This is a genomic window from Qaidamihabitans albus, assembly GCF_016464705.1.
In the GTDB taxonomy this organism is placed as follows: domain Bacteria; phylum Actinomycetota; class Actinomycetes; order Mycobacteriales; family Pseudonocardiaceae; genus Qaidamihabitans; species Qaidamihabitans albus.
On the sequence record NZ_JAEHOB010000012.1, the window covers coordinates 83,037 to 105,771 of the forward strand.

The 22,735-nt window shown below is 70.3% G+C and carries 22 protein-coding genes and 2 pseudogenes; 15 read left to right on the forward strand and 9 right to left on the reverse strand.

Going from position 1 to position 22,735, the window contains the following annotated elements:
• The 6 genes from tcuA to JAP66_RS21910 all read right to left on the reverse strand — a co-directional run bounded on the left by tcuA (position 1) and on the right by JAP66_RS21910 (position 7,188).
• Positions 1–1,482 carry an FAD-dependent tricarballylate dehydrogenase TcuA gene (gene tcuA / locus JAP66_RS21885; RefSeq protein WP_199433698.1) on the reverse strand — a complete coding sequence of 494 codons (1,482 nt, stop codon included), beginning with the start codon at positions 1,480–1,482 and terminating at the stop codon, positions 1–3.
• Between the two features lie 9 nt (positions 1,483–1,491).
• A complete protein-coding gene (locus JAP66_RS21890; protein WP_199433699.1) occupies positions 1,492–2,280 on the reverse strand; it encodes an N-acyl homoserine lactonase family protein in 789 nt (262 codons plus the stop codon).
• Positions 2,273–3,157, reverse strand: coding sequence for an NAD(P)-dependent oxidoreductase (locus JAP66_RS21895; protein WP_199433700.1), 885 nt, complete (start codon positions 3,155–3,157; stop codon positions 2,273–2,275). Before JAP66_RS21895 ends, JAP66_RS21890 begins: the two co-directional genes overlap by 8 nt.
• A 16-nt stretch (positions 3,158–3,173) precedes the next feature.
• Entirely contained in the window at positions 3,174–4,649 is a 1,476-nt protein-coding gene (locus tag JAP66_RS21900) for an aldehyde dehydrogenase (protein ID WP_307849671.1), read from the reverse strand.
• Between the two features lie 2 nt (positions 4,650–4,651).
• Positions 4,652–5,809: an alpha/beta fold hydrolase gene (locus tag JAP66_RS21905; protein WP_199433701.1), complete on the reverse strand. Its 1,158-nt coding sequence runs from the start codon at positions 5,807–5,809 to the stop codon at positions 4,652–4,654.
• A gap of 68 nt (positions 5,810–5,877) precedes the next feature.
• On the reverse strand, positions 5,878–7,188 hold the full coding sequence (locus tag JAP66_RS21910) for an MFS transporter (protein ID WP_199433702.1): 1,311 nt from the start codon (positions 7,186–7,188) through the stop codon (positions 5,878–5,880).
• Positions 7,189–7,413: 225 nt separating this feature from the next.
• On the opposite strand from JAP66_RS21910, the gene JAP66_RS21915 reads away from it, so the two are divergent.
• Genes JAP66_RS21915 through JAP66_RS21925 form a run of 3 tightly spaced genes read left to right on the forward strand, consistent with a single transcriptional unit; the run spans position 7,414 to position 9,547 of the window.
• The gene (locus tag JAP66_RS21915) at positions 7,414–8,016 is read left to right on the forward strand and encodes a TetR/AcrR family transcriptional regulator (protein WP_199433703.1); all 603 of its coding nucleotides are present in this window, start codon (positions 7,414–7,416) and stop codon (positions 8,014–8,016) included.
• The gene (locus JAP66_RS21920) at positions 8,013–8,723 is read left to right on the forward strand and encodes a mycothiol-dependent nitroreductase Rv2466c family protein (protein ID WP_199433704.1); all 711 of its coding nucleotides are present in this window, start codon (positions 8,013–8,015) and stop codon (positions 8,721–8,723) included. Before JAP66_RS21915 ends, JAP66_RS21920 begins: the two co-directional genes overlap by 4 nt.
• A complete protein-coding gene (locus tag JAP66_RS21925; protein WP_199433705.1) occupies positions 8,720–9,547 on the forward strand; it encodes a maleylpyruvate isomerase family mycothiol-dependent enzyme in 828 nt (275 codons plus the stop codon). Before JAP66_RS21920 ends, JAP66_RS21925 begins: the two co-directional genes overlap by 4 nt.
• A gap of 250 nt (positions 9,548–9,797) precedes the next feature.
• Here JAP66_RS21925 and JAP66_RS21930 read toward each other — a convergent pair whose 3' ends face one another.
• The 3 genes from JAP66_RS21930 to JAP66_RS21940 all read right to left on the reverse strand — a co-directional run bounded on the left by JAP66_RS21930 (position 9,798) and on the right by JAP66_RS21940 (position 11,924).
• Complete coding sequence (locus JAP66_RS21930; RefSeq protein WP_199433706.1) at positions 9,798–9,989, reverse strand: hypothetical protein; 192 nt, start codon at positions 9,987–9,989, stop codon at positions 9,798–9,800.
• 331 nt (positions 9,990–10,320) lie between these two features.
• A complete protein-coding gene (locus JAP66_RS21935; RefSeq protein ID WP_199433707.1) occupies positions 10,321–11,190 on the reverse strand; it encodes a class I SAM-dependent methyltransferase in 870 nt (289 codons plus the stop codon).
• Between the two features lie 128 nt (positions 11,191–11,318).
• Positions 11,319–11,924, reverse strand: a complete 606-nt coding sequence (locus JAP66_RS21940; RefSeq protein WP_199433708.1) for a helix-turn-helix domain-containing protein — start codon at positions 11,922–11,924, stop codon at positions 11,319–11,321.
• 104 nt (positions 11,925–12,028) lie between these two features.
• Between JAP66_RS21940 and JAP66_RS21945 the strand changes: the two genes are divergently transcribed.
• From JAP66_RS21945 to JAP66_RS21990, 12 genes and pseudogenes are all read left to right on the forward strand, one after another.
• A complete protein-coding gene (locus JAP66_RS21945; protein ID WP_307849672.1) occupies positions 12,029–13,036 on the forward strand; it encodes an NAD(P)/FAD-dependent oxidoreductase in 1,008 nt (335 codons plus the stop codon).
• Between the two features lie 251 nt (positions 13,037–13,287).
• Positions 13,288–13,392 (forward strand): annotated as a pseudogene (locus JAP66_RS33245) (hypothetical protein); the annotation flags it as partial.
• A 46-nt stretch (positions 13,393–13,438) separates the two neighbouring features.
• The gene (locus JAP66_RS21950; protein WP_372448999.1) at positions 13,439–14,758 is read left to right on the forward strand and encodes an MFS transporter; all 1,320 of its coding nucleotides are present in this window, start codon (positions 13,439–13,441) and stop codon (positions 14,756–14,758) included.
• A 261-nt stretch (positions 14,759–15,019) separates the two neighbouring features.
• Positions 15,020–15,814, forward strand: coding sequence for an aminotransferase class III-fold pyridoxal phosphate-dependent enzyme (locus JAP66_RS21955; RefSeq protein ID WP_235999240.1), 795 nt, complete (start codon positions 15,020–15,022; stop codon positions 15,812–15,814).
• 376 nt (positions 15,815–16,190) lie between these two features.
• Positions 16,191–16,343: pseudogene (locus JAP66_RS32270) on the forward strand (transposase); the annotation flags it as partial.
• Positions 16,344–16,734: 391 nt separating this feature from the next.
• Positions 16,735–18,504, forward strand: coding sequence for an acetate--CoA ligase (acsA, locus tag JAP66_RS21960; RefSeq protein ID WP_199433710.1), 1,770 nt, complete (start codon positions 16,735–16,737; stop codon positions 18,502–18,504).
• Entirely contained in the window at positions 18,501–19,466 is a 966-nt protein-coding gene (gene pdhA, locus JAP66_RS21965) for a pyruvate dehydrogenase (acetyl-transferring) E1 component subunit alpha (RefSeq protein WP_199433711.1), read from the forward strand. The genes acsA and pdhA overlap by 4 nt, the downstream gene beginning before the upstream one ends.
• The gene (locus JAP66_RS21970) at positions 19,463–20,434 is read left to right on the forward strand and encodes an alpha-ketoacid dehydrogenase subunit beta (RefSeq protein ID WP_199433712.1); all 972 of its coding nucleotides are present in this window, start codon (positions 19,463–19,465) and stop codon (positions 20,432–20,434) included. Before pdhA ends, JAP66_RS21970 begins: the two co-directional genes overlap by 4 nt.
• Position 20,435: 1 nt before the next feature.
• Positions 20,436–21,692, forward strand: coding sequence for a dihydrolipoamide acetyltransferase family protein (locus JAP66_RS21975; protein ID WP_307849673.1), 1,257 nt, complete (start codon positions 20,436–20,438; stop codon positions 21,690–21,692).
• Positions 21,689–21,946: a phosphopantetheine-binding protein gene (locus JAP66_RS21980; RefSeq protein WP_199433713.1), complete on the forward strand. Its 258-nt coding sequence runs from the start codon at positions 21,689–21,691 to the stop codon at positions 21,944–21,946. Before JAP66_RS21975 ends, JAP66_RS21980 begins: the two co-directional genes overlap by 4 nt.
• Before the next feature lie 6 nt (positions 21,947–21,952).
• Positions 21,953–22,159 carry a hypothetical protein gene (locus JAP66_RS21985; RefSeq protein ID WP_199433714.1) on the forward strand — a complete coding sequence of 69 codons (207 nt, stop codon included), beginning with the start codon at positions 21,953–21,955 and terminating at the stop codon, positions 22,157–22,159.
• Between the two features lie 76 nt (positions 22,160–22,235).
• Positions 22,236–22,697, forward strand: a complete 462-nt coding sequence (locus tag JAP66_RS21990) for an alpha/beta fold hydrolase (RefSeq protein ID WP_199433715.1) — start codon at positions 22,236–22,238, stop codon at positions 22,695–22,697.
• The last annotated feature ends 38 nt before the right edge of the window (positions 22,698–22,735 follow it).

Consider the following 22,735-nt stretch of genomic DNA (forward strand, 5'->3'; position numbering starts at 1 on the left):
TCAGGCCAGCGCGCCCGCCCTGCGCCCGAACACCATGCCCGCGGCCAGGCCGGACCCGCCGGGATAGTTCCCGCTGAACAGGCCGCCGAGCATCTCGCCGCAGACATACAGGCCGGCGATGGGCCCGCCCCGCGTGCTCAGCACCCGGCCGTGCGTGTCGGCCTTGAGCCCGCCGAAGGTGAAGGTGATGCCGCACGTCACCGGGTAGCCGAAGAACGGCGGCGTCTCGATCGGCGATGCCCAGTTCGACTTCGGTGGTGTCGTGTCCGCCCTGCGCGCGTCCTTCACGGCAGGCTCGAACGCACGGCCGGTGTCGATCGAGTCGTTGAACGACTTCACGGTGGCGACGAACCCTGCGACGTTCACCCCGAGCCGCAGGGCGAGTTCCTCCAGGGTGTCCGCGGACTCCACCGAGATCCCGGGCATGTCGTACTCCTCGGCACGCAGCAGCGGACGCAGCGACGCATCGAAGATCTGAAACGCGATGCTGCCCGGCTGCTCGAGGATCGCCTTGCCGTACTTGGCGTAGGTGTAGTTGCGGTAGTCGGCACCCTCGTCAACGAACCGCCGCCCCTCGGTGTTGACGATGATGCCCACGGGATACGACTGTCTGGTGAGCCGGTTGGTGAGGGTCCGGTTGCTCTCGTTGTCGGGGAAGCGGCCGTCCCATTGCACGCTGTGCGCGGAGGACCAGTCACCACCCCTGGCCGCGCCGATCCGCAGCGCCGCATCGATCATCTCCCCCGTGTTGTGCGGTGTCCCTCGCACCACCGCGTGCTGCCAGCCCGCACCGAGGTGTTCGCGGCGCAGCAGGGCGTTCGCCTCGAAACCCCCCGCCGCCAGCACGATCGACTCCGCGCACTGCTCGAACGGCTCGCCGCCCCGCCTGCCACGCACACCGACGACACGATCCGCCTCGGTCACCAGGTCGGTCACCACGCAGCCGTAGCGCACATCGGTGCCAAGTTCCCGTGCGATCCGGGTGTGGTCGGCGATCAGGCCCACGCCACCATCGACGTTGCCGACGTGCAGGCCACCCCAGAACCGCCATGTGCCGTCGGCAAGCCGGTAGGCCTGCCGCTCGTACATCAGCCGGTAGCGCATCCCGAGCCGGTGCAGCCAGCGCACCGTGTCCGCGGACTCGGCCGCCAGCACCCGCGTCAGCTCCGGGTCGTTGCGGCCGCCGGTGACTCGCTCCAGATCCGCCGCGTAGTCGGCCTCGCTGTACGGCGGCACATCGGCGTTCTCGTGCCGGGAATCCGGCTCGACGATGTCGGCGAGATCGGCAAGTCCGCCGTGTGCGATGCGGGTGGCACCTGCGGTGTAGTAGCTGTTACCGCCCGCGTGGTCCGCGCCGCCCTTCTCGAGCAGGACGACCCGCCGTCCGCGCAGGGCTGCCGCGTGCGCGGCGGCGAACCCGGCGTTGCCGCCTCCGACAACGATGACGTCGGTGTCGTCGGCGTGGCTGTTCTCCGTGGACACTGCTGATCCTCACAGGTAGCTGATGGGGTGGACAAGTCCGTCGTGATGTGGCGTGGCCGGATGCCTGGCTCGCACGGCCGGGTCGTGGCCCGGCACGACCACACCGTCCGGACCCGCGAGCGCGGCGATGCGATCGAACGCGGCGTACATTCCCGCGAGCTCGTGGACGACCCCGTAGGGCCGGTCGGCATCGATGTTCTCGTAGAAGTGCGACGCGTCGGAGGCGAGCACGACCGGCCGCTCGGCGGCGACGCGGAGCACCTGAGTACCGGGCGTGTGCCCGCCGACATGGTGTCCGCTCACCGCGCCGTCCAGGTCCCAGTCGCCATCGACGAGGCGCAGCAGGCCCCGCCGCTGCCGGTCGGCCAGCTCGGTGAGGTCGGCGGGGTTGCACAGGTGCGCGTAGGCGCCGCGAGAACCCATCGGCGAGCGCCAGAAGTCGTACTCACACCGCTGCAGGATCACGGTCGCGTCCGGGAAGTCCGCGAGGTTGCCGGCGTGGTCGTAGTGCAGGTGCGACAGCACGATGGCCGACACCTGCGCAGGGCTGCGGCCGAGTCTGCGCACCAGCCCGGCCGGCGTCTCCAGGTACGGCCTGCTTCCCCTCCGCCGCGCCTCGTCAGGGGTGAACCCGGCGTCGAGCAGCACGACCTCGTCGCCGCGGCAGATCGCCCAGATGTAGTAGTCGATCGGCCACGGGGCGAGGCAGTCGGGATCATGGCCGTAGAAGTGCTCGCCGCGCACGGACTCCGTCCGGTATGCATAGCGCAGCGCGTAGACGCCGTCGGGCTCAGCCACCGATCCGCTCCCCGGTCCACTGCTGCCACAGCGTGGCGACGGCTGCGTAGTCCCGCCGTCCGAGACCGGCGGCGACGGCGAGGTCGTAGACGGTGTGGGCGGCCTGGGTCGCGAACAACGGCACGCCCAGTTGTTGCGCCATCGACAGTGCGAGCACCGAGTCCTTGCGCGCTGCGTCGGTCGGCATCCCGCCGTCGTAGTCGCTGTGGGCAACCCGTTCGGCGATCCGGTGGGTGAGCGGCCGGACGAGGCCACCGTCCGGTTTGGATAGCAAGGCCACGAGGTGGTCGAGCCCGACGCCCGCGGACGTGGCGAGCGCGGTCGCCTCGGCCAGGACCACCATCACGGCGTGGGCGACCTGGTTGTTGATCACCTTCGCGGCCATGCCCGCGCCCGTGGTGCCGAAGCGCAGCACCGTGGACCCGAGCGTGTCCAGCACCGTGTCGATGCCTCCGCCGGTCGCGGCCGGGCCCACCAGCAGGGTTGCCGCACCGTCGCGCATCTGACCGACCCCGGACAGGATGGCCGCGTCGACGTAACCGATACCGTGCGGCCGCAGAACCGCCTCACAGGCGCGGGCGTCGGCGGGCAACACCGTGGAGGTCTCGATCACGACGGCACCACGGGGCAGCAGGCCGGCGAGCTCGGCGCACAGCGCGTGCGAGACCTCGGGCCTGGGCAGGGACAGCACGACGACCGGCGCGTCCCGCAGCGACTCCGCGTCTGCCACGGCGGTCACGCCGTCCACTTGCTCTGCGAGGGCGCGGCGCTGCGCGTCCGGGTCGGCGGCCACGACGCGGTAGGCGCTCGCGAGCCTCTCGGCCACGGCCAGACCCATCTGACCGAGGCCGCACAGCCCTACGGTGTGGACGGTCATGACGCTCGTCTCCTCCTCATGCCTTGATGACGAACGGATCGCGCACGTCCTCGGACAGGTCGATCATCACGTTCTTGGTGCGCACGTACTCGTCGATCGCCTCGAGGCCGCGTTCCCGCCCGTAGCCGGAACGGCGCACTCCGCCGAACGGCGCCTGCGCGGCGCCGGCGCGGTAGGTGTTCACCCATACCGTCCCCGCGACGAGCCGACGCGCGACACGGTGGGCCCGCGCCAGATCTCGGGTCCACACCCCGGAGGCGAGCCCGTAGGCTGTGCCGTTGGCGATCTCGACGGCCTCGTCCTCGCTCGCGAACGGCATGACCGCCAGCACAGGACCGAACACCTCTTCCTGGGCCAGCGCCGATCCAGGCCCGACGTCGGCGAACACCGTCGGCCGCAGGAAACAGCCCGCCCTCAGCGCCGGGTCGGCGGGGCGGTCGCCGCCGGCGCGCAGCGACGCGCCCGCCGACCGCGCATCGTGCACCATGGCCAGCACCCGCTCCAGGTGTTCCTTGTTGGCGAGCGGCCCCATCTGCGTCGCCGGATCGAGCGGGTCGCCGAGCACGATGCTCTCGGCACGGGCGGCCAGCTCCGTCACCATCCGTTCGTAGTGGCTGCGGTGCACCAGCAGCCTGCTGCCCGCGATGCAGGTCTGCCCACCCGCGGCGAAGATGCCCGCGAGTGCGCCGGCCAGCGCGCGGTCGAGCGGTGCGTCCTCGAAGACGATGTTCGGCGACTTGCCCCCCAGCTCCAGGGTGAGCGGGACGAGTGTCCGTGCGGCGGTGGCGGCGATCGCCTGGCCCGTCCGGACGCTGCCGGTGAAACTGATCCGCCCGAGACGGGCGTCGCCGGTCAGTGCGGCTCCCGCCTCGGGCCCGCCCGTGACGACGTTGACAACCCCGGGCGGAAACCCTGCCTCCTCGACGAGCGCGGCCGTCGCCAGGGTGGTCAGTGGGGCCTGCTCGGACGGCTTGATCACGACCGTGCAGCCCGCGGCCAGCGCCGGGGCCAGCTTGTTGGCCAGCAGCTGCATGGGCGAGTTCCACGCGGTGATCAGCGCGGCGACTCCCACCGGCTCGCGGGTGGTGTAGTCGAATGTGGACTCCGAGTCGAGCGGGATGGTGCTTCCGTATATCTTGTCGGCCTGGCCGGCGAAGAAACGGTAGTTGCGGGCGGCGAACCGGGCCTGCACCCTGGTCTCGCCGAGCAGCTTGCCGTTGTCCGAGGTCTCCATCCTGGCCAGCCGTTCGGCGTTGGCCTCGATCAGGTCGGCCAGGCGCGTCAGCAGGCGTGCACGCTCCACGCCCGGCACCCGGCTCCAGCGCTCGAAGGCCTCGCCTGCCGCGGTGACCGCGTCGGTCACCTGCTGGGCCGTCGCGTCGGGGATGTCGGCCAGCAGGTGCCCGTCGAAGGGGTTGAGCACGGGGATGGTCCTGCCGGGCTCCGGCAGGACCGGCCTGCCGCCGATGACCATGGCGGTATCGTCTGACACGGTCACACTCCGATGTGATCGAGGGCGCGGGACAGGTACGTGGCGAACAGCGCGGGGTTCTCCGCCATGGGAAAGTGGCCGAGCCCCGGCATGGGCCAGAACGCCGCGCCCGGGATCCGCTCGGCGGTCCGCCGCGACATCTCCGGCGTGCACGAGTAGTCGTACTCCCCGGTCATCAGCACGACCGGGCACCGGCCCGTGTCGATCTCACCGAGCCTGTCACGGGCGTCCCAGTCGCCGCTGTAGAAGTCGATGTCTCCGGCGAAGGTGGCGTAGCCGCCCTGCGAGTACTGCCACCAGATCAGGTCCCGTGCGTGCCGCGGGCTGGTCGGCGAGCTCAGGCCGTAGATCCACTCCGGGACGAACAACGCCTGGTTCACCAGCGGGTGCCGGGCCCAGGAGACACGGCGTCCGGGGACGTGCTCGGCCGCCTCGCATGCGATCACGCCACTGAACCGGCCCGGCTCCCGCCACGCCAGCTCGAGACAGATCTCCCCGGCCATCGAGCATCCGCACACGACGGGCTGATCCAAGGCGAGCGCCTCGGCCACCGCCAGCACCACCGACGCGTAGCAGTCGGTGGTCAGCGAGTACCGGCCGTCGAGCTGCGCGGGCAACGGGTCCGAGCGGCCGTGTCCCGGCAGGTCGAACACGGTCATCCGATAGCGCGCGGTGAAGTCCGGATCGCCCAGCAGTCCGTGGTACTGGCGTCCGTCGGCGCCTGCTGTGTGCAGGCACAGCAGGTCGGTTCCGGAACCGGCCTGCTCGTAGTGGATGTCGCAGTCGAGATCGTCCACGGTGATCCGGACATAGCCGCCTCGGATGCCACCACGGTCGGGCTGGGCCGCCCGCGTCTCCGGTTCGGTAGCGCCGAGCAGATGCCTGCCGTGGTCGAGGAAGCGGCGCACGAGATGGACGTGCTGCGCGAATACCAGCTCGTCACCCTGCACCCGCGCGTCGCGGCGCATCCGCATGCCGAACCAGCTCTGGTACGGCGGTTCCGGATGCGGGGAGAAGAACGCACGCCAGTCCTGCGGGCGGGCTCGCAGGACGAACGCTGGTGCGTCGCCGCCGGGCGTGAACACGCCGTCGTGCACGGTGACGGTGACCGAGTGCTCGTCGTCCGACAGCGCGAAGCACACCTCGGCGGGCGCGGCCAAGGCGGCGAGCGCAGGATCGCCGTTGCAGGCGGCACACCACCGTCCTGGGTCAGGAAGCCAGTGCCCGCTCATCGCGTGGCCTCGCCACGCTGCCGCGGCCTTGTGGCGACGTAGACGGCGACGAACGTCAGGGCGCACAACACGATGATGTAAGGCGGGATTGCCACTGCGGCACCGGCCCATGAGGCCAGTGAGACGAGGATCATCGGCGCGAAGCCGCCGCCGAGGATGGCGCCGATCTGGTATCCGATCGAGGCGCCGGAGTAGCGAACCTCGGCGTCGAACATCTCCGCGAACAACGCCGCGAGCGGGCCGTACATGAGCGGGTGAATCAGTGAAAGCCCGACGACCGAGGTGATGGCCAGTACGACTGTCGAGGCCGCCGCCTCGTTCAGCAGGAAGAACGGGTAGGAGTAGGCCGCGAGGAGCACGGTGCCGGCGAGGAATACCTTGCGCCTGCCGATGCGGTCGGACAGCGCGGCCGCGGCGGGGATCGTGGCGATCTCGATGAGCGCGGCCACCGCGACGATCGGCAGGACGGCGGACCGCTCCAGACCGAGCCCGGTCGTGGCGTAGGTGAGGATGAAGGTCGCGAACAGGTAGAAGTTCACGAACGGGGCGAGGCAGGCGCCGATGGCCAGCAGCGTGTTGAGCGGGTGCCTGCGCAGAGCCTCGACCAGCGGAGCCTTCGTCCGCTTACCGGAGTCCTTGACCTGCTCGAACTCGGGCGATTCGAGAACCCGCAGGCGGATCACCAGTCCGACGATGAGCAGCAGCGCGGAGAACAGGAAGGGCACGCGCCAGCCCCAGGACATGAACTGCTGCTCCGGCAGTGCGGAGAACGCCGCGAACACGACGGTCGCCAGTACCAGACCGGCGGGTGAACCCGCCTGCACCCAGCTTCCCGCGAAGCCACGTCTGCGCTCGTCGGCGTGTTCGACGGACATCAGGACGGCGCCACCCCACTCGCCGCCGACGGCGAAACCCTGCACGAGCCTGCAGACGACCAGGAGGACCGGCGCCCAGACGCCGATCTGTGCGTAGGTGGGCAGCAGTCCGATGGCGACGGTCGCCATCCCCATCCCCACCAGGCTGTAGACCAGCATCGACTTTCTTCCGACGCGATCGCCGAAGTGCCCGAAGACGGCGCCTCCCACGGGCCGGGCGAGGAAACCGGCGGCGAACGCCCCGAACGCCGCGATCGTGCCCGCGGCGTCGGAGAACGCCGGGAAGAAAAGCTTGTTGAACACCAGTGCGGAGGCTGTGCCGTAGAGGAAGAAGTCGTACCACTCGATGGTGGTGCCGATGAAGCTCGCGGTGATCGCCCGGCGCGTCACCGTCCGGGTGGACGAGGACGCGGAGGCGTGGGTTCTGACCATGTGTGCCCCTCATTGGACATCGAAACGGGCAGTTCGGTACACGACGGTATATGAATGTATACCGTTGCGTCCAGGGTCGCTGGATGTCTCCCGCCTCCTTCCATCGGCCGAACACAGACGCTTCGCGTCGCTGTCCCGCCCATGGAGCGAATGCCGCATTGGGGAGCTTGAGGCGACGGGTCCGGATGTTGACTGACTGGTCAACTACTCGCTACGGTTCCGGTCATGGGCCGGATCAGCGACTCCCGCGAGCGGATCGTGCGCGCGTCGGCCCGGCTGTTCCTGTCCCGCAGCTACGGCGCGGTGAGCGTCGACGAGCTGTGCGCGGCGGCGGACGTGCGCAAGGGCAGCTTCTACCACTTCTTCCCCTCCAAGGCCGAGCTGGCCAAGGCCGTCATCGACCTGCATACGCAGGGACTCCTCGCCCAGCTGTCCGCGGCCTCGGGGGCGTCGGCGGCCGAACGGCTGCGCGGCGTGGCCGACGCCGTGGGCGCCATCCAGACGCGGTTCGAATCGAAGTACGGCCGGATCGTCGGCTGCCCGTTCGGCAACCTCGCCGCCGAGCTGTCCACTCTGGATGATTCCCTGCGCGAGCACCTGGCGGCGGCCTTCGCCCGGTGGGAACGCGAGTTCGCCGTGCTCTGCCGCCAGGCGCAGGCAGACGGCGCGCTGCGCGACGGCGTGGACCCCGACCGGCTGGCGCGCTCCCTCCTCGCGCTCGCCCAGGGACAGATCCTGCTGGCCAAGGTCGAGGGCCTGTCCGCGGCCGGTATCCCGGCGGCGCTGCGCGACCTCATCGACGTGCACCTGCGGGAAGGGGAGGCATGACCACGACGCCAAGCGAGGTCGACTTCCACTTCGATCCCATGTGCCCGTTCGCTTACCACACCTCGCGCTGGATCCGGGAGGTCCGTGCGCACACGGGGCTGACGGTCAACTGGCGGTTCTTCAGCCTCGAGGAGGTCAACCGCTTCGAGGGCAAGAAGCACCCGTGGGAGCGGCCGTGGTCCTACGGCTGGTCGCAGATGCGCGTCGCCGCGCTGCTGCGCCGCCGTGACCCGGCGCTGCTCGACGCCTGGTACGCCAGGGCAGGCCGGGAGCTGCACCTCGACGGCGGCAAGCCGCACGATCCCGAGACGGCGCGGCGGCTGCTCGCCGAGATCGGTGCCGACCCGGCGTCGCTGGACGAGGCACTGGCCGATCCGGCCACCCACGACGACGTCAGAGCCGACCATCAGCGAGTGCTCGACGCGGGCGGTTTCGGGGTGCCCACGCTGTTCTTCCCCGACGGGCAGTGCCTGTTCGGCCCGGTGCTGGTCGACCCGCCCACGGGCGAGGCGGCCGTGCGGCTGTGGGAGCTGGTCACCGGCATGCTCGCTTTCCCGCACGTCTACGAGCTGCAGCGGCCCAAGACCGAGCGCGACGAGCACGCCATCGCAGGCGCGCTCGCCCCGTACCTGCGCGGTAGGGACTGGGTGAGCGTCGACAAGGGCCAGATCATCGACTTCCGGACGGGAGAGGAAACCACCTCGTGACCACGACAACCGGGTTCGACAAGGACGTCATCACCGGCGCGCTCACCGCGCAGTGGGAGTCGCTGGACGCGCTGCTCACATCGCTGGCCGAGGCGACATGGGACGAGCCGAGCAGGCTGCCCGGCTGGAGCGTGCGCGACATCGTGGCCCACGTGATCGGCACCGAGGCCTCGCTGCTGGGCGAGCAGGCACCGGAACCCGGCGTTGACGTCACCGGGTTGTCCCATGTGCGCAACGAGATCGCGGCCTTCAACGAGCGCTGGGTGCTGTCCATGCGGGACTGGAGCCCGCAGCCGGTGCTCGACCGCTTCCGCGACGTCGTCGCCCGGCGCCGGGCCGCGCTGGAGGCGATGACGCAGGAGGACTTCGACGCGCCGTCGTGGACCCCGGTGGGCCAGCGCACCTACGGCCGGTTCATGCGCATCCGCCTGTTCGACACCTGGCTGCACGAGCAGGACGTCCGCGATGTGGCCGGTCTGCCCGGCCACGAGGCGGGGCCGTGTGTGGAGCAGACGTTCGACGAGTTCGTCGAGTCGCTCGGCTTCGTCATCGGCAAGCGGGCGGGCGCGCCGGACGGCTCCAGCGTCACCCTGGAGTTCACCGGAGCGCTGCGGCGCACCGTGCATGTCGCCGTCGACGGCCGCGCCTCGGTGGTGCCGGAGCTGCCCGGACCGGCCACGGCCACGCTGCGACTGGGCTCCGGGCTCTTCGCGCGCCTGGCCGGTGGCCGCGTCGCCGCCGAGGAGGGTTTGCCCGACGTGGAGATCGACGGCGACACCGCGCTCGGTGAGCGCATCGTGCGCCGTCTGGCCTTCACGATCTAGCGCAGCCGGCGGGGGTGCCGCAGTCGCCGCACTGCTGGAGGCCATGAGGTACGGGGGTGGCCTCCCCGGCAGTTTCCGGACTGAGAGCAGGTCTCGTCAGGGCCTGTCGTCTCAGTGAGCTCGTGCTCGGTGGCCGAGATCCTGAGATGCTGGTGTCTGCGGAAGCCGTTCACTCCACACTTCAACTGGCCTCTCCTCGGACCGGCGGCGGGAGCTGACCGGCCGGCTCCCGACAGGCGCCGAGCCGCCCTCAGGCGGCGCGGCGCAGCGGCGCCACCTCGGGCTCGTCCGTGCGCTGCCGTGGCAGCTCGATGTGCCTGGCGAGCAGGCGGCGCAGCCTGCGCGCCCTCGCCTTCCTGCCACTGCGGCCAGCCTTGCGCAGCTCCTCGTGGCGGTAGTACACCTCGATCGGAACGCCGGCCCAAACCCACTCCGTGACCATGATCGTTACCTCTTCACTCTCGGTCCGTTCTCGACGGATACGACAGTCGTCCTGAGGCAACGGATGCGGCATCGGACGTTCACGCCGACGTGGGCTCGAAGCGTCCCCTTACCCGGGCCCGATCAGGGCGGAACCGGGTAAGGGGCCGGCCCGAACACTCAGCGCGGGTCGAGCTCGCGCCGCGGCAGAGCTACCTGCCATTGTTCGACGCCGCCGGGATCCCGTACGAGGAATGGGACGCTCCCCCATCGAGAGCATGATTCGAGGGGACTCCGGGGCAAGACACTGGGTGCTGGGGCTGCCGCACGGACGGACCCGCCCCGGCTGGCGGTCAGGTGCGGCGTGCGGCCCAGACGGTGCGCTCGGTGCGTATCACGAGGTCGTCACGGCGCAGGATGCTGTGCTGGCTGCCGGTGTCGAGCAGCAGGTCGAGCGCGGTGAGGTCTTCCGCCGCAAGCTCCGCGGCGGCGGCACCGCGGATGCGCTGCAGCACGCTCAGGGCGTAGCGGCCGATCGCCGCGTTGCGGGACCCGTCGATGTCGACGGCGACGGTGAGTTCGCCTGCCACAGCGAATCCGGCGGCGTTCAGCATGGGGCCCCAGTCGGCGCCGCGGTGGGGCAGGTGCTCGGCGTGGACGCGGTCGGTCGCGGCGTGGACGCGGTCTTCCAGGCCGGGCCGGTCGGCGGGGGCGTTCTCGGGCAGGAAGCGGGGGAGGCCGGCCAGCTCGACGACGGCGAACAGGCCGTCGGGCGCGAGCAGGTCGCGGACGGTGCGCAGCGCGTGGTCGGGGTCGGCCATGTGGTGCATGGAGGCCGACGCCCACACGAGGTCGGGCGTTCCGAGGTCGGGCCAGGTGGCGTCGTCGAGGTCGGCCAGCACGGTGTGCACGCGCTCGCCCACACCGCGGGCGCATGCCTTCTCCCGCAGCCGTTGCAGGTGTCCGGGCGCGGCGTCGACGGCTGTGACGTGCGCCTCGGGCAAGCGGTCGAGGAGTGCGAAGGTGCCCGCTCCCGTACCGGAGGCCAGGTCCACGATCTGGCGCGGGCCATTCTTCAGGGGCAGCCATTTGGTGATGGCGGCGATGTGCTCGGCGAGGACTTCCGCGTCCAGGTCGAGGATCTCCGCCTGCCCGCTGTCGGCGTCGTGCTCGAGGTGGCCGTGCTCGTGGTGGTTCTCGTGGGGTGCGTGTGTCCGCGTCATACCGCCACAGTAAGCACGCCATGCGCCTTCGGCACATCTTCTTGCGAATCACGCAAGGCGATGGCCCTGTGTGCTGCCGGGCGCGCAAGATGCACGCGCGCCGGGGGCGGGCCGGGGCGCCGGTGTGGCTACGGGCTGGCGCCTTGCGCGTCGCTGTCACCGTTCTCGCGCTGATCGTCGTTCTCGCGATGTCCGCGGCGGGCGTCGCGGTCGAAGATGAACATGACCTCGCAAGGGCGGCCCTCGGCACCGATGGCGTGCGGCATCATCGTCGGGAACTCGGCGGCGTGGTTGGTCTCGATGCGGAAGCGGCGGTGGCCCAGCATCAGGATCGCGGTGCCGGACAGCACGACGAGCCATTCCCGGCCCGGGTGGGCGCGCATCTTGGCGGGGTTGTCGGGCGGCGGCTCGGTCAGCCGCCGACGTATGACACTCATGGCCGGGTCGCCCTTCATCGGCCAGCTCAGACCGTGCGCACCGTGGATCATGGGGCTGATGACGACATCGTCGTCGGCGTTCTCGACGAGCTGATCGAGGGTGGTGTCCAGGGCACGGGCGAGGGTGACGAGCTGGTCCAGCGCCAGGCGGCGCTGGCCGTTCTCGATGCGGCTCAGCGAGGACTGGCTGAGATGGGCGCGGGTGGCCAGCTCCTCCAGGGACAAGCCCTGTGCGACCCGCAGAGCCCGGATGCGTTTGCGTACGAGGCCGTCCAGCGCACCCTCTTCTTGCGTCATAGGCAACATGGTATGCCTTCGATGCAACCCGGCCTTAACGTCGAAGGCAGATGGCCCGGATCGGCTGGGGCCGCGCACGACAGAAAGGGCGCGAGGAGATGTCCGTGCAGACTTCCGCGTACGTGAGCGACGCACTGCCTGGTGAGACCGTGGATGCCGTGGTGATCGGCGGCGGCGCCGCAGGCCTGAACGGTGCGTTGATGCTCGCCCGCTCCCGCCGCTCCGTTGTCGTGATCGACAGCGGTACGCCCCGCAACGCGCCGGCCGAGGCCATGCACGGCTTCATCGTGCTGGACGGTACGTCGCCCACCGAGATCCTGAAGCGCGGCCGGGAGCAGGTGCGCCAGTACGGCGGGCGGGTGGTCTTCGGCGAGGTGGCCTCGGCCGAGCCTGCCGCCCCGCAATCCATCGCAGATCCGCGTTTCGCCATCACCCTGACCGACGGCCAGACCATCACGGCACGCCGTGTGCTGGTGGCCACCGGCCTGCGGGACGTGCTGCCCGACGTTCCCGGGCTCGCGGAACACTGGGGACACGGCGTCGTGCACTGCCCGTACTGCCACGGCTGGGAGGTACGTGACGAGCCCATCGGTGTCCTCGCCACCGGCCCCGCATCCCTCCACCACGCCCTGCTGTTCCGCCAGTTGACCGACGACCTCGTCTACTTCACCCGCGACACCGCACTCGACGATGAGGCCCGCGCGCGCTTCGCCGCCCGGGGCATCCGTATCGTCGACACCCCCGTGGACGAGGTGGTGAAGGCCGACGGCGGCGGTGTCGCGGGCGTGCGCCTGGCCGACGGCGCGTTCGTGGCCCGCCGCGTTCTCGCGGTCGCCACCCGGATGCAGGCCCGCAGCGAGGGCCTGGACGGGCTGAAGCTGCCGATGGAGGATCTGCCCGATGACATGGGCCGCCGCTTCGCCTCCGGCCTGGCCGGAACCACCGAGGTGCCCGGGGTGTGGGTGGCCGGCAACGCCACCGACCTGACCGCCCAGGTCGGCGCCTCCGCCGCGGCCGGCGCCCTGGCCGCAGCCCACATCAACGCCCTGCTGGCCACGGCCGAGACCGACGCGGCCCTCGCCGCAGCCCAGAGCGGTACCGCCACCGCCTGACATCGGCGGCGCGCACTGCCGCTCCTTCCATCCGCATTCCGGCGTCCGGGCAGGGCCGACGCCGAGCTCCGCCATGCCCTTTGAGAGGAACCATGAGTACGAACCGGCCCGCACAGGGGGCCGCCGCCGTAGCCGGCGGTGAGGTCGGCGCACCGGACGCGCGCCAGCTGCGCACCATCCTGATCGCCGTCTCCTTCACGCTGATGGCCGTCATCGCGTCGGTGTCCGGGCTGAACGTCGCCCAGACCCACATGGCCGTCGAGTTCGGGGCCTCACACGACACGGTTCTGTGGATCATCAACAGCTACACCCTGGCCCTGGCCGCGCTGCTGCTGCCGCTCGGCGCGATCGGTGATCGCCTGGGCCGCAAGCCGATGCTGATCGCCGGACTCGGCATCTTCGGTGTCGCCAACGTCGTGGCGGGCCACCCTTGCCGTCATCACCTCCACCTTCCCCGAGGAGCAGCGCGGCAGGGCGATCGGCGTGTGGACCGGCGTCGCCGGAGGCGGCGGCATCCTTGGCATGTTCCTCTCCGCCCTCCTGGTCGATGTCGCGGACTGGCGCTGGCTGTCCGTGCTGCCGGTGGCCCTGGTCATCGTGGCCCTGGGCATGTCGCTGACGTCGGTGCCCAACTCCCGTGAGCGCTCGGCCCATTCCTTCGACACCATCGGCGCGCTGGTCTCCACCGTCGCCGTCATCGGCCTCATCTTCGTCCTGCAGGAAGGGCCCGAACGCGGCTGGACCGCCCCCGCGACGCTGATCAGCCTCGCCGTCGGCCTCATCGCCGGCATCGGCTTCGTGGCCTCGCAGCTGCGCCGCCGAGACGCATCACTGCTGGACGTACACCTGTTCCGGGAGCGCGGCCTGGCCGGCGGCTCGATCACACTGCTGGTGGTCTTCGGGGTCCAGGCGGGCATCGTCGTGGTCCTGTTCCCGTTCTTCCAGGCGGTGCTCGGCTGGTCGGGACTGCTGTCGACGGCAGCCATGATGCCGATGGCCGTCATGATGATGACGACCTCCGGCCTGGCCCCCAAGATGGCCGCCCGCGTCGGCTCCCGCTCGACCATGGCCGTAGGCATCGCCCTGGCCGGTGTGGGCCTGGTGCTGATGGCGCTGTTCGTTTCCGTGGATGGCGGCTACCTGACCATCCTGCCGGGCATGCTCGCCATGGGCATCGGCATGGGCCTGTCCATGACGCCTTCCACCGAGGCCATCACCAGCTCGCTGCCGCGTGAGAAGCAGGGCGTCGCCTCCGCGCTCAACGACATCACCCGCGAGTTCGGACCGCGCTGGGCGTCGCCATGTTGGGTGCGCTCGTGTCCGCCGGCTACCGCAGCGCGATCGACCACCGGTTGCACGGCGTCCCCGAGGGGGCCGCGGACATTGCCCGCAAAGGCGTCGCCAACGCCGTCGAGGCCTCGGGCGGCACCGGTTCGCACACCCAGGAGATCGTCCACGCCGCCAAGCAGTCCTTCGTCGACGGCTGGCAGCAGGCCATGTGGGCAGGCGTCGCCGTCATGGGCGCGCTGTTCGTCTACATCGCCCTGCGCGGCCCGAAGAACCCCGCCCCCGTGGCGGTGGGCGAGGCCGAAGCCGAGGCGATCGCCGCGGGATGGTGGCGTAGGAAGGCGAACCGGCTTGCACAGAGGGGCCTCCTGGGTCCATGGCAGGGCGGCGGGCAATGTCCGCCGCCCTGCCCCGACTCAGCGGCGCTCACGCTGACAAACGAACATCAACTCCTACACGGGAAGGGCTCATCGGTACCGTTCCGGCGAGTCGTCCCCAATCTTCGCGTAGGTCTCGGCGAGTGGCACGACTAGTGGCGGATGTGCGGCCTGGCACCGCCGCCCGCGCACCTCACCGTGCGCTGACCTTTGACCAGTAACTCGACGTCATAAGCACGCCTCCGTCGAGATAGCGCTGCCTTCGCTCGGCTTCAGACGGCACAGCACAGTACCTTGGTTGGTGTAGCGCCACCACACAATGCCCGGTGTCAGCGAAACTTGCGAACAGATTGTTCATTGTCACCACGGCAGGTCGTTCGCCGCCGTCGGCATCACCGGGAACCGTGGCTGGTCGGCGTCCGCACTCAGTCCGGTCCGTGTCAGCTACGTGCACGGCGGCTACCGTTACCGCAGCCCGTTCCGTGAACTACCGGACAACGAGTACATCGACGCCTGCGTCCAAGACCTGGTCGATGTCGTGGGAACCAGCACCTCCGGGGACGTTGCCTGCATGATCGCCGAACCAATCCAGGGTATCGGTGGGTTCACCTCCGGCCCGGACGGCCTCCTCGGCGCCATGAAGGAGGTGTTGGACGAGTACGGGATCCTGTTCATCTCCGACGAGGTACAGAGCGGGTGGGGCCGTACGGGGTTTCTGGGGTATCGAGGCACATGGCGTGGTTCCGGACGCGATAACCTCGCCAAGGGGCTGGGCAATGGGCTGGCGGTCGGTGGCGTGGTCGCCCGCGGCGACATCATGGACTGCTTCACCGCCAACTCTTTCTCCACTTTCGGCGGCAACCCCGTGGCCATGGCTGGAGCCAATGCCGTGCTGGACTACCTGCTAGATCATGACCTGCAGGCCAACGCGGCAGCCAGGGGTTCGGAACTGATGGCCGGTCTGCGCGCCGCGACGCCGGAGCTGCCGGTGATCGGGGACGTACGCGGCAAGGGCCTGATGATCGGGATCGAACTCGTGGAACCGGGCGGACGGACGCCGAGCCAGAAGGCTGCCGCCCTGGCGCTGGAAGAGACCAGAGTCGTGGCCTGCTGATCGGCAAGGGCGGGCTCCATGACAATGTCCTGCGCATCACCCCACCGATGACGCTGACCGTGGACGACACCGAGGAGGGTCTGGACATCCTGCGCGAGGCGCTCGCCGCGACCAACCGATCGATGGTCGGCTGAACCAGCCGCGGGTAGCCCACAGCGGAAGGAGCCACCCGTGCTGACGCAGGCCGCGGACGGTGTGCTGGTCCACCAGAGCGAGTTGCTCCAGAACAACACCGTCGTCGTGCAATGCCTGGCCGGCGTGTTGCGATCACGTGCCCTGGCACGCCGACCTCGGCGAAGCGCCCCCTTACGGCACAGCCCGCTGCGAGGCGTCGCTGCGAGATCTGCGGTCGAACGCGGACTGGAAGGCCCGCGTCTCGCGTAACGGCACGCGGTCGAAGGCGGCGCACACCGAGATCGGGCCAGTGGAGATCGGGGCCCGCGTGATCGGGACGGGAGTTTCAAGCCGCAGCTGGTGAAGAAGCGGCAGCGTCGGCTGTCGGGGGATCGATGAGATCGTGGTGTCGTTGACCGAACCCGACTGTGAAGGCAACTGCCGTGCCGGATTCTCCGATTGCTGTTCTTTCCTCGGGTCGAGATCCGCAATAGAAGAAGGTTCGCTGAAGTCTACCTGGCCTGGCGACTCGCATTGTGGCTCTCTTGTCGACGGCGCCTGAAGACGGGCTCCGGTGTGGCACCTCAGACGAATCTGACCCGCACAGGCGGAGTGATGCCCGGCGGTAACAACAGCATCAGGCGTAGGCGGTTCCAGCGGTGCCCGAGCATGATCATGCCAGCACGATCGACTGCTCCCGCCCGTGGTGGCAGAGGACAAGAGCCAGGCCACAGTGACTTTGTTCCCCATCACGCGGTACCTCCAGCCCTGCCTGGATGTGCCGGAATCCGCGCAAGGTAGCGCCTATGGATTGGGAACCGATCGGCAAGCCAGCCTCCGCCCGCGAGAGGGCGAACCTGCGCGACTATGCGCGCACCTGCCGGGAGTTCGACTGGACCAGGGCGCGGTCGGTCCTGTCCGGTTTACCGGGCGGGCGCGGACTCAACATCGCCTACGAGGCGGTGGACCGGCACGCGGCGGGGCCCCGCGCCACACGCACCGCACTACGCTGGATGGATCGCCACGACGCTGTCACCGAGCTCAGCTATGCCGAGCTTGCCGAGCGCACGAATCGCTTCGCGGTGCTGCTGCGCGAACTCGGGGTGCGCAGAGGCGAGCGGGTGTTCACCCTGCTGGGCCGCGTTCCGGACCTCTACATCGCCGTGCTCGGGGCGCTCAAGGCCGGGTGTGTGGTCTCGCCGCTGTTCTCGGCGTTCGGCCCTGAGCCGGTCCGGCAACGGCTCACGCTCGGGGGCGCGAGCGTCCTCGTGACCACCGGCGCGCTGTACCGGCGCAAGGTGCGCGGCAGTCGCGCGGATGTGCCGAGCCTGCGGCACGTGCTGGTGACCGGCGACGACGCCGAGGACGGCACGCTCGCACTCGGACCGGCGCTCGCCGCCGCGAGCCCGGACTTCCAGATCGCCGCCACCGCGCCGGACGATCCGGCGCTGCTGCACTTCACCAGCGGCACGACAGGCATGCCTAAGGGCGCGCTGCACGTCCACGACGCGGTGCTCGCGCATCACGTGACCGCCGCTTACGCGCTGGATCTGCACGCCGACGACGTGTTCTGGTGCACCGCCGACCCGGGCTGGGTCACCGGCATGTCCTACGGCGTGCTCGCCCCGCTGTCGCATGGCGCGACACTCGTCAGCGACGAGGGCGACTTCGACGCCGACCGCTGGTATCGCGTGCTGGCGCAGCAGCGCGTCAACGTCTGGTACACGGCGCCGACGGCGCTGCGGATGCTCATGCGTCACGGCGCGGACCTCGCCGCCGCCTACGACCTTTCCGCGTTGCGGTTCATCGCGAGCGTGGGCGAGCCGCTCAACCCCGAGGCTGTCGTCTGGGGCCAGCGGGCTCTTGGGCTGCCGGTGCACGACAACTGGTGGCAGACCGAGACCGGCGCGATCATGATCAGCAACTTCGCCGCCGAGGAGATCCGGCCCGGCTCGATGGGCCGCCCGATGCCCGGCGTCGAGGCGGGGCTGCTGCGCCGCGGCCAGGATGGCCGCGCGCTCGTCACCGACGGCACGGTGCATCCCGTCATGGCCGAGGGCGAGGAGGGCGAGCTGGCGCTGCGGCCCTGCTGGCCGTCGATGTTCCGCATCTACTGGAACGACCCGGAGCGCTACGCGCGGGCGTTCGCCGACGGTTGGTATCTCACCGGCGACGTCGCGCGCCGCGACGCCGATGGCTACTACTGGTTCGTGGGCCGGGCCGATGATGTCATCAAGTCGGCGGGGCACCTCGTCGGCCCGTTCGAGGTGGAGAGCGCGCTCATGGCACACTCCGCCGTCGCCGAGGCCGGGGTGATCGGCAAACCGGACCCGGTCGCCGGTGAGCTCGTGAAAGCGTTCGTGTCGCTGCATCCCGGCCATGAGCCGACGGAGGCACTGCGGCTCGACCTGCTGGCGTTCGGCAGACGCGCGCTCGGCGCGGTCGCCCCCAAGGAGATCGAGTTCGACCAGCATCTTCCGCACACCCGCAGCGGCAAGGTCATGCGCAGGCTGCTCAAGGCCCGCGAGCTCGGCCTTCCCGAGGGAGATCTGTCGACGTTGGAGGTCACCCGATGACGACGAAGCACCGTGAGGATCTGCTGCGGCAGATGATCCGTATCCGCCGGTTCGAAGAACGCTGCGTCGAGCTGTACAGCTCCACCAAGATCCGCGGCTTCATGCACCTTTACATCGGCGAGGAAGCCGTGGCGGCCGGCGTGCTCGGGGCCCTCGGTCCTTCGGACGCGGTGGTGTCCACCTATCGCGAGCACGGGCACGCGCTGGCCCGGGGCATCTCGATGGAGGCTGTGCTCGCCGAAATGTATGGGCGCACCAACGGCTGCAGCCGGGGCCGGGGCGGGTCGATGCACCTTTTCGACGCGGGCAGGCGGTTCTACGGCGGCAACGCGATCGTCGGCGGTGGTCTTCCTCTCGCGGTGGGCCTCGCGCTCGCCAGCGCCATGCGCGGCGAGCCGGTGGTCACCGCGTGCCTGTTCGGCGACGGCGCCGTCGCCGAAGGCGAGTTCCACGAGTGCCTCAACCTGGCCGCCCTGTGGCGGCTGCCGGTGCTGTTCTGCTGTGAGAACAACCTCTACGCGATGGGCACCGCGCTCGCTCGCGCCCAGGCCGAGACGGACCTGGCGCTGCGCGCGAGCTCCTACGGCATGCCGTCCTGGCCCGTCGACGGCATGGACCCGCTCGCCGTCGCGGCCGCGACCGAACGCGCGGTGGAGTCGATCAGGGGCGGCTCCGGCCCGTGCTTCCTCGAACTGCGAACCTACCGCTTCCGCGCGCACTCCATGTACGACGCGGAGCGCTACCGGGACAGGGCCGAGGTCGAGCGCTGGAAGGATCGGGACCCGATTCCCAGGCTCGCCGCGCTCATGCGCGAAGACGGCGAGCTCACCGACGCGGAACTCGAAACCATCGAGTCCGAGGTGGGCGACGAGCTTACCGCGGCGATCGCGGCGGCCGAGGCCGGACCGTTCGAGCCCGTCAGCGACCTGACCCGATTCGTCTATGCGGAGCACGCATCATGACCATCACCTATCGCGAGGCCTTGCGGGAGGCGCTGCGCGAGGCGCTGACCGAGGACGAGCGCGTGTTCCTCATGGGCGAGGACGTCGGCGCCTACGGCGGCTGCTTCGGCGTGAGCCTCGGCCTGCTGGAGGAGTTCGGGCCCGAGCGCATCCGGGACACGCCGCTGTCGGAGTCGGCGTTCGTGGGTGCCGGGATCGGCGCCGCGCTCGGCGGTATGCGCCCGATCGTCGAGATCATGACGGTCAATTTCAGCCTGCTCGCGCTGGACCAGATCATCAACAACGCCGCGACCCTCCGGCACATGTCCGGCGGTCAACTCGGCGTCCCGCTCGTGATCAGGATGACCACCGGCGCGGGCCGGCAACTCGCGGCGCAGCACTCGCACAGCCTGGAGGGCTGGTACGCCCACATCCCGGGGCTGCGGATCATCGCGCCCGCCACCATCGAAGACGCGAGGGGCATGCTGTGGACGGCGCTGGAGGATCCCGACCCGGTGCTGCTGTTCGAACACGGCTCGCTCTACAACGTCCCCGGTGAGCTCGCCGCCGACGCCGCAGCCGTGGACATCGACAGGGCCGCCATCCGGCGCGCGGGCGGCGACGTCACGCTCGTCGGATACGGCGGCACGCTGCGCACGGCTTTGACCGCCGCCGACGAGCTCGCCGCCGACGGCGTCGAGGCCGAGGTCGTGGACCTGCGCACACTGCGCCCGCTCGACGAGGACACCGTGCTCGACTCGGTGCGGCGCACCCACCGGCTCGTCATCGTGGATGAAGGCTGGCGCACCGGGAGCCTTTCCGCCGAGATCGCCGCTCGTGCCGCCGAGGCCGCACTGTACGAATTGGACGCCCCGATCGAGCGAGTGTGCACGGCCGAGGTGCCCATTCCTTATGCCAAGCAGCTCGAGGACGCGGCACTCCCCCAGGCCGCCGATGTGGTGGCCGCGGCCCGGCGGGCGGTGGGGTGACGTGGCCGACTTCCTCATGCCCTCACTGGGCGCCGACATGGATGAGGGCACCATCCTGGAATGGCTCGTCAAGCCCGGCGACGTCGTGCACAGAGGCGACGTGGTGGCTGTCGTCGACACCAGCAAGGCCGCGGTAGACGTCGAATGCTTCACCGACGGGACAGTCGAGAAGATCCTGCTGCCGGTGGGCGAGAAGGTGCCCGTGGGCACGCCATTGGCGATCATCGGTGACGGTGCGCCGGAGCCGCCGCAAGCAGTGACGAAGCCGGAACCGGCGACGAAGCCGCAACCACTCGCGTCGCCGCCGGTGCGGACGTTCGCGAAGCAGGCCGGAGTGGACCTCGCCGCCGTGCACGGCACCGGGCGGGGTGGCGCGATCACTCGCGCCGACGTCGAGCAGGTCCTCGCCCCTCGCGCACGACGACCGGAACCCGCCGGCGTGCGTGTCTCGCCCTACGCCAAGCGGCTCGCCGGCGAGCTCGGCGTCGACCTGGCTACGCTGCCGGGTCCGGTCCTCCACGCCAGAGACGTCCACGCCGCCGCCCGGCAACCCGTCCAGGCCCAACGGCCCCAGGCCGAGAGGCCCCAGGCCGAGCAGAGCATGCGACAGACAATCGCCGCGCTCATGTCCCGCTCCAAGAGGGAGATCCCGCACTACTACCTGTCCATCACGATCGACCTGCAGACCGCGCTGGAGTGGCTGCACGAGTACAACCGGGGCGTCGGTGTGCAAGACCGCGTGGTGCCGACCGCGCTGCTCATCAAGGCCACCGCGCTCGCCGCCGCCAAGGTGCCCGCGCTCAACGGGCACTGGGTCGGCGGCGCGTTCCGGCCGGGCGACGGCGTGCGGCTGGGCCTGGCCGTCTCCCTGCGTGGAGGAGGCCTGCTTGTGCCCACGCTTGCCGACCCGGGCGCGCTCGCGCTCAACGAGGTGATGCGAACCCTGAGCGACGTCGTGGCCAGGGCACGCACGGGCCGGTTGCGCTCGTCCGAGCTGGCCCCGGCGACACTGACCGTGACCAACCTCGGTGACCTCGGTGCCGAGTCCGTGCAGGGCGTCATCTACCCGCCGCAGGTCGCCCTGGTCGGGTTCGGGGCGATCAGCAAGCGTCCCTGGGCGGTCGGCGATCTGCTCGGTGTGCGTCCGCTGGTCACCGCCACGCTCGCCGCCGACCACAGGGCCAGCGACGGCGCGATCGGCGCCCGCTTCCTCGACGCACTCGACAAGCTGCTGCAACGACCGGAAGGCCTGCGATGACGACCACCCCGCTCACCACCGAACGCGCCCGCGCCGCGGTTCACGAAGCCCTGCTCGGCATCGTGCCCGACGCCGAGTTGGACATCGTCGACCCCGGCGAGAACCTGCGGGAGGCGCTGGAACTGGACTCGATCGACTTCCTGGCCTTCGTGCGACGGCTCGCCGAGCTCACCGGCCGGACCATCGACGAGGACGACTACTCACGGCTCAGCACCCTCGACTCGTGCATCGAGTTCCTGACAACCGCGCGGTGAGCCGTCGTGGCCGAGCCCGAGGTCTCGCATGGCACGTTGCACGCCGGAATGCCGTACCTGCGCATGGGCTCCGGCCCGGCGCTGGTGTTCCTGCCCGGCCTCACCCCGCACCATCGCGAACCGAGGGGCATGGACCGCCGCTTCAGCTCCAGCAGGTGCGCCCGCTGGCGCGACAGCGACAAGTGTGGTGGGTCAACCGGCGGCCGGGCCTGACCCGGGTCACGGTAGCCGACCTGGCGCGCGACTACGCCGACGCCCTGAATGTGCTGCGGTCGGGGAGAAGGTCGGCGTGCTCGGGGTGTCCACCGGTGGCAGCATCGCCCTGCAGTTGGCGGCGGACCATCCGGCCGCGGTGCGGCGACTGGCCATCGTCTCGGACGCCTACCAGCTGGGCTCGCGGGGCCGCGATGCGCAACGGGAGACCGCCGAGTGGCTACGCGACGGCAGGCCGCGGCGCGCCGCCGCGACGATCATGGCAATGCTGGGCACGAACGGGCCCGGCCGGCTGCTGCTGGGCGGGGTGGGCTCGCTGTTCGGCAAGGCCCTCGTCGGCGACGGCGATACGGACCTGCTCGCGACCCTGGCGGCCGAGGGCACCTTCGATCTCGAGGCCCACCTCGGCGACATCACGGCGCCCGCAATTGTGGTCGGCGGCGACCGCGATCCCTTCTACAGCGCGGATCTCTTTGCCCGGACCGCCGACCTCATCCCCGACGGCAAGTCAAGTTTTATGCGGGCAAGGGACACCTGAGCACGCACACCGCAACCGTAGCCGCAGAGGTGCTCAAA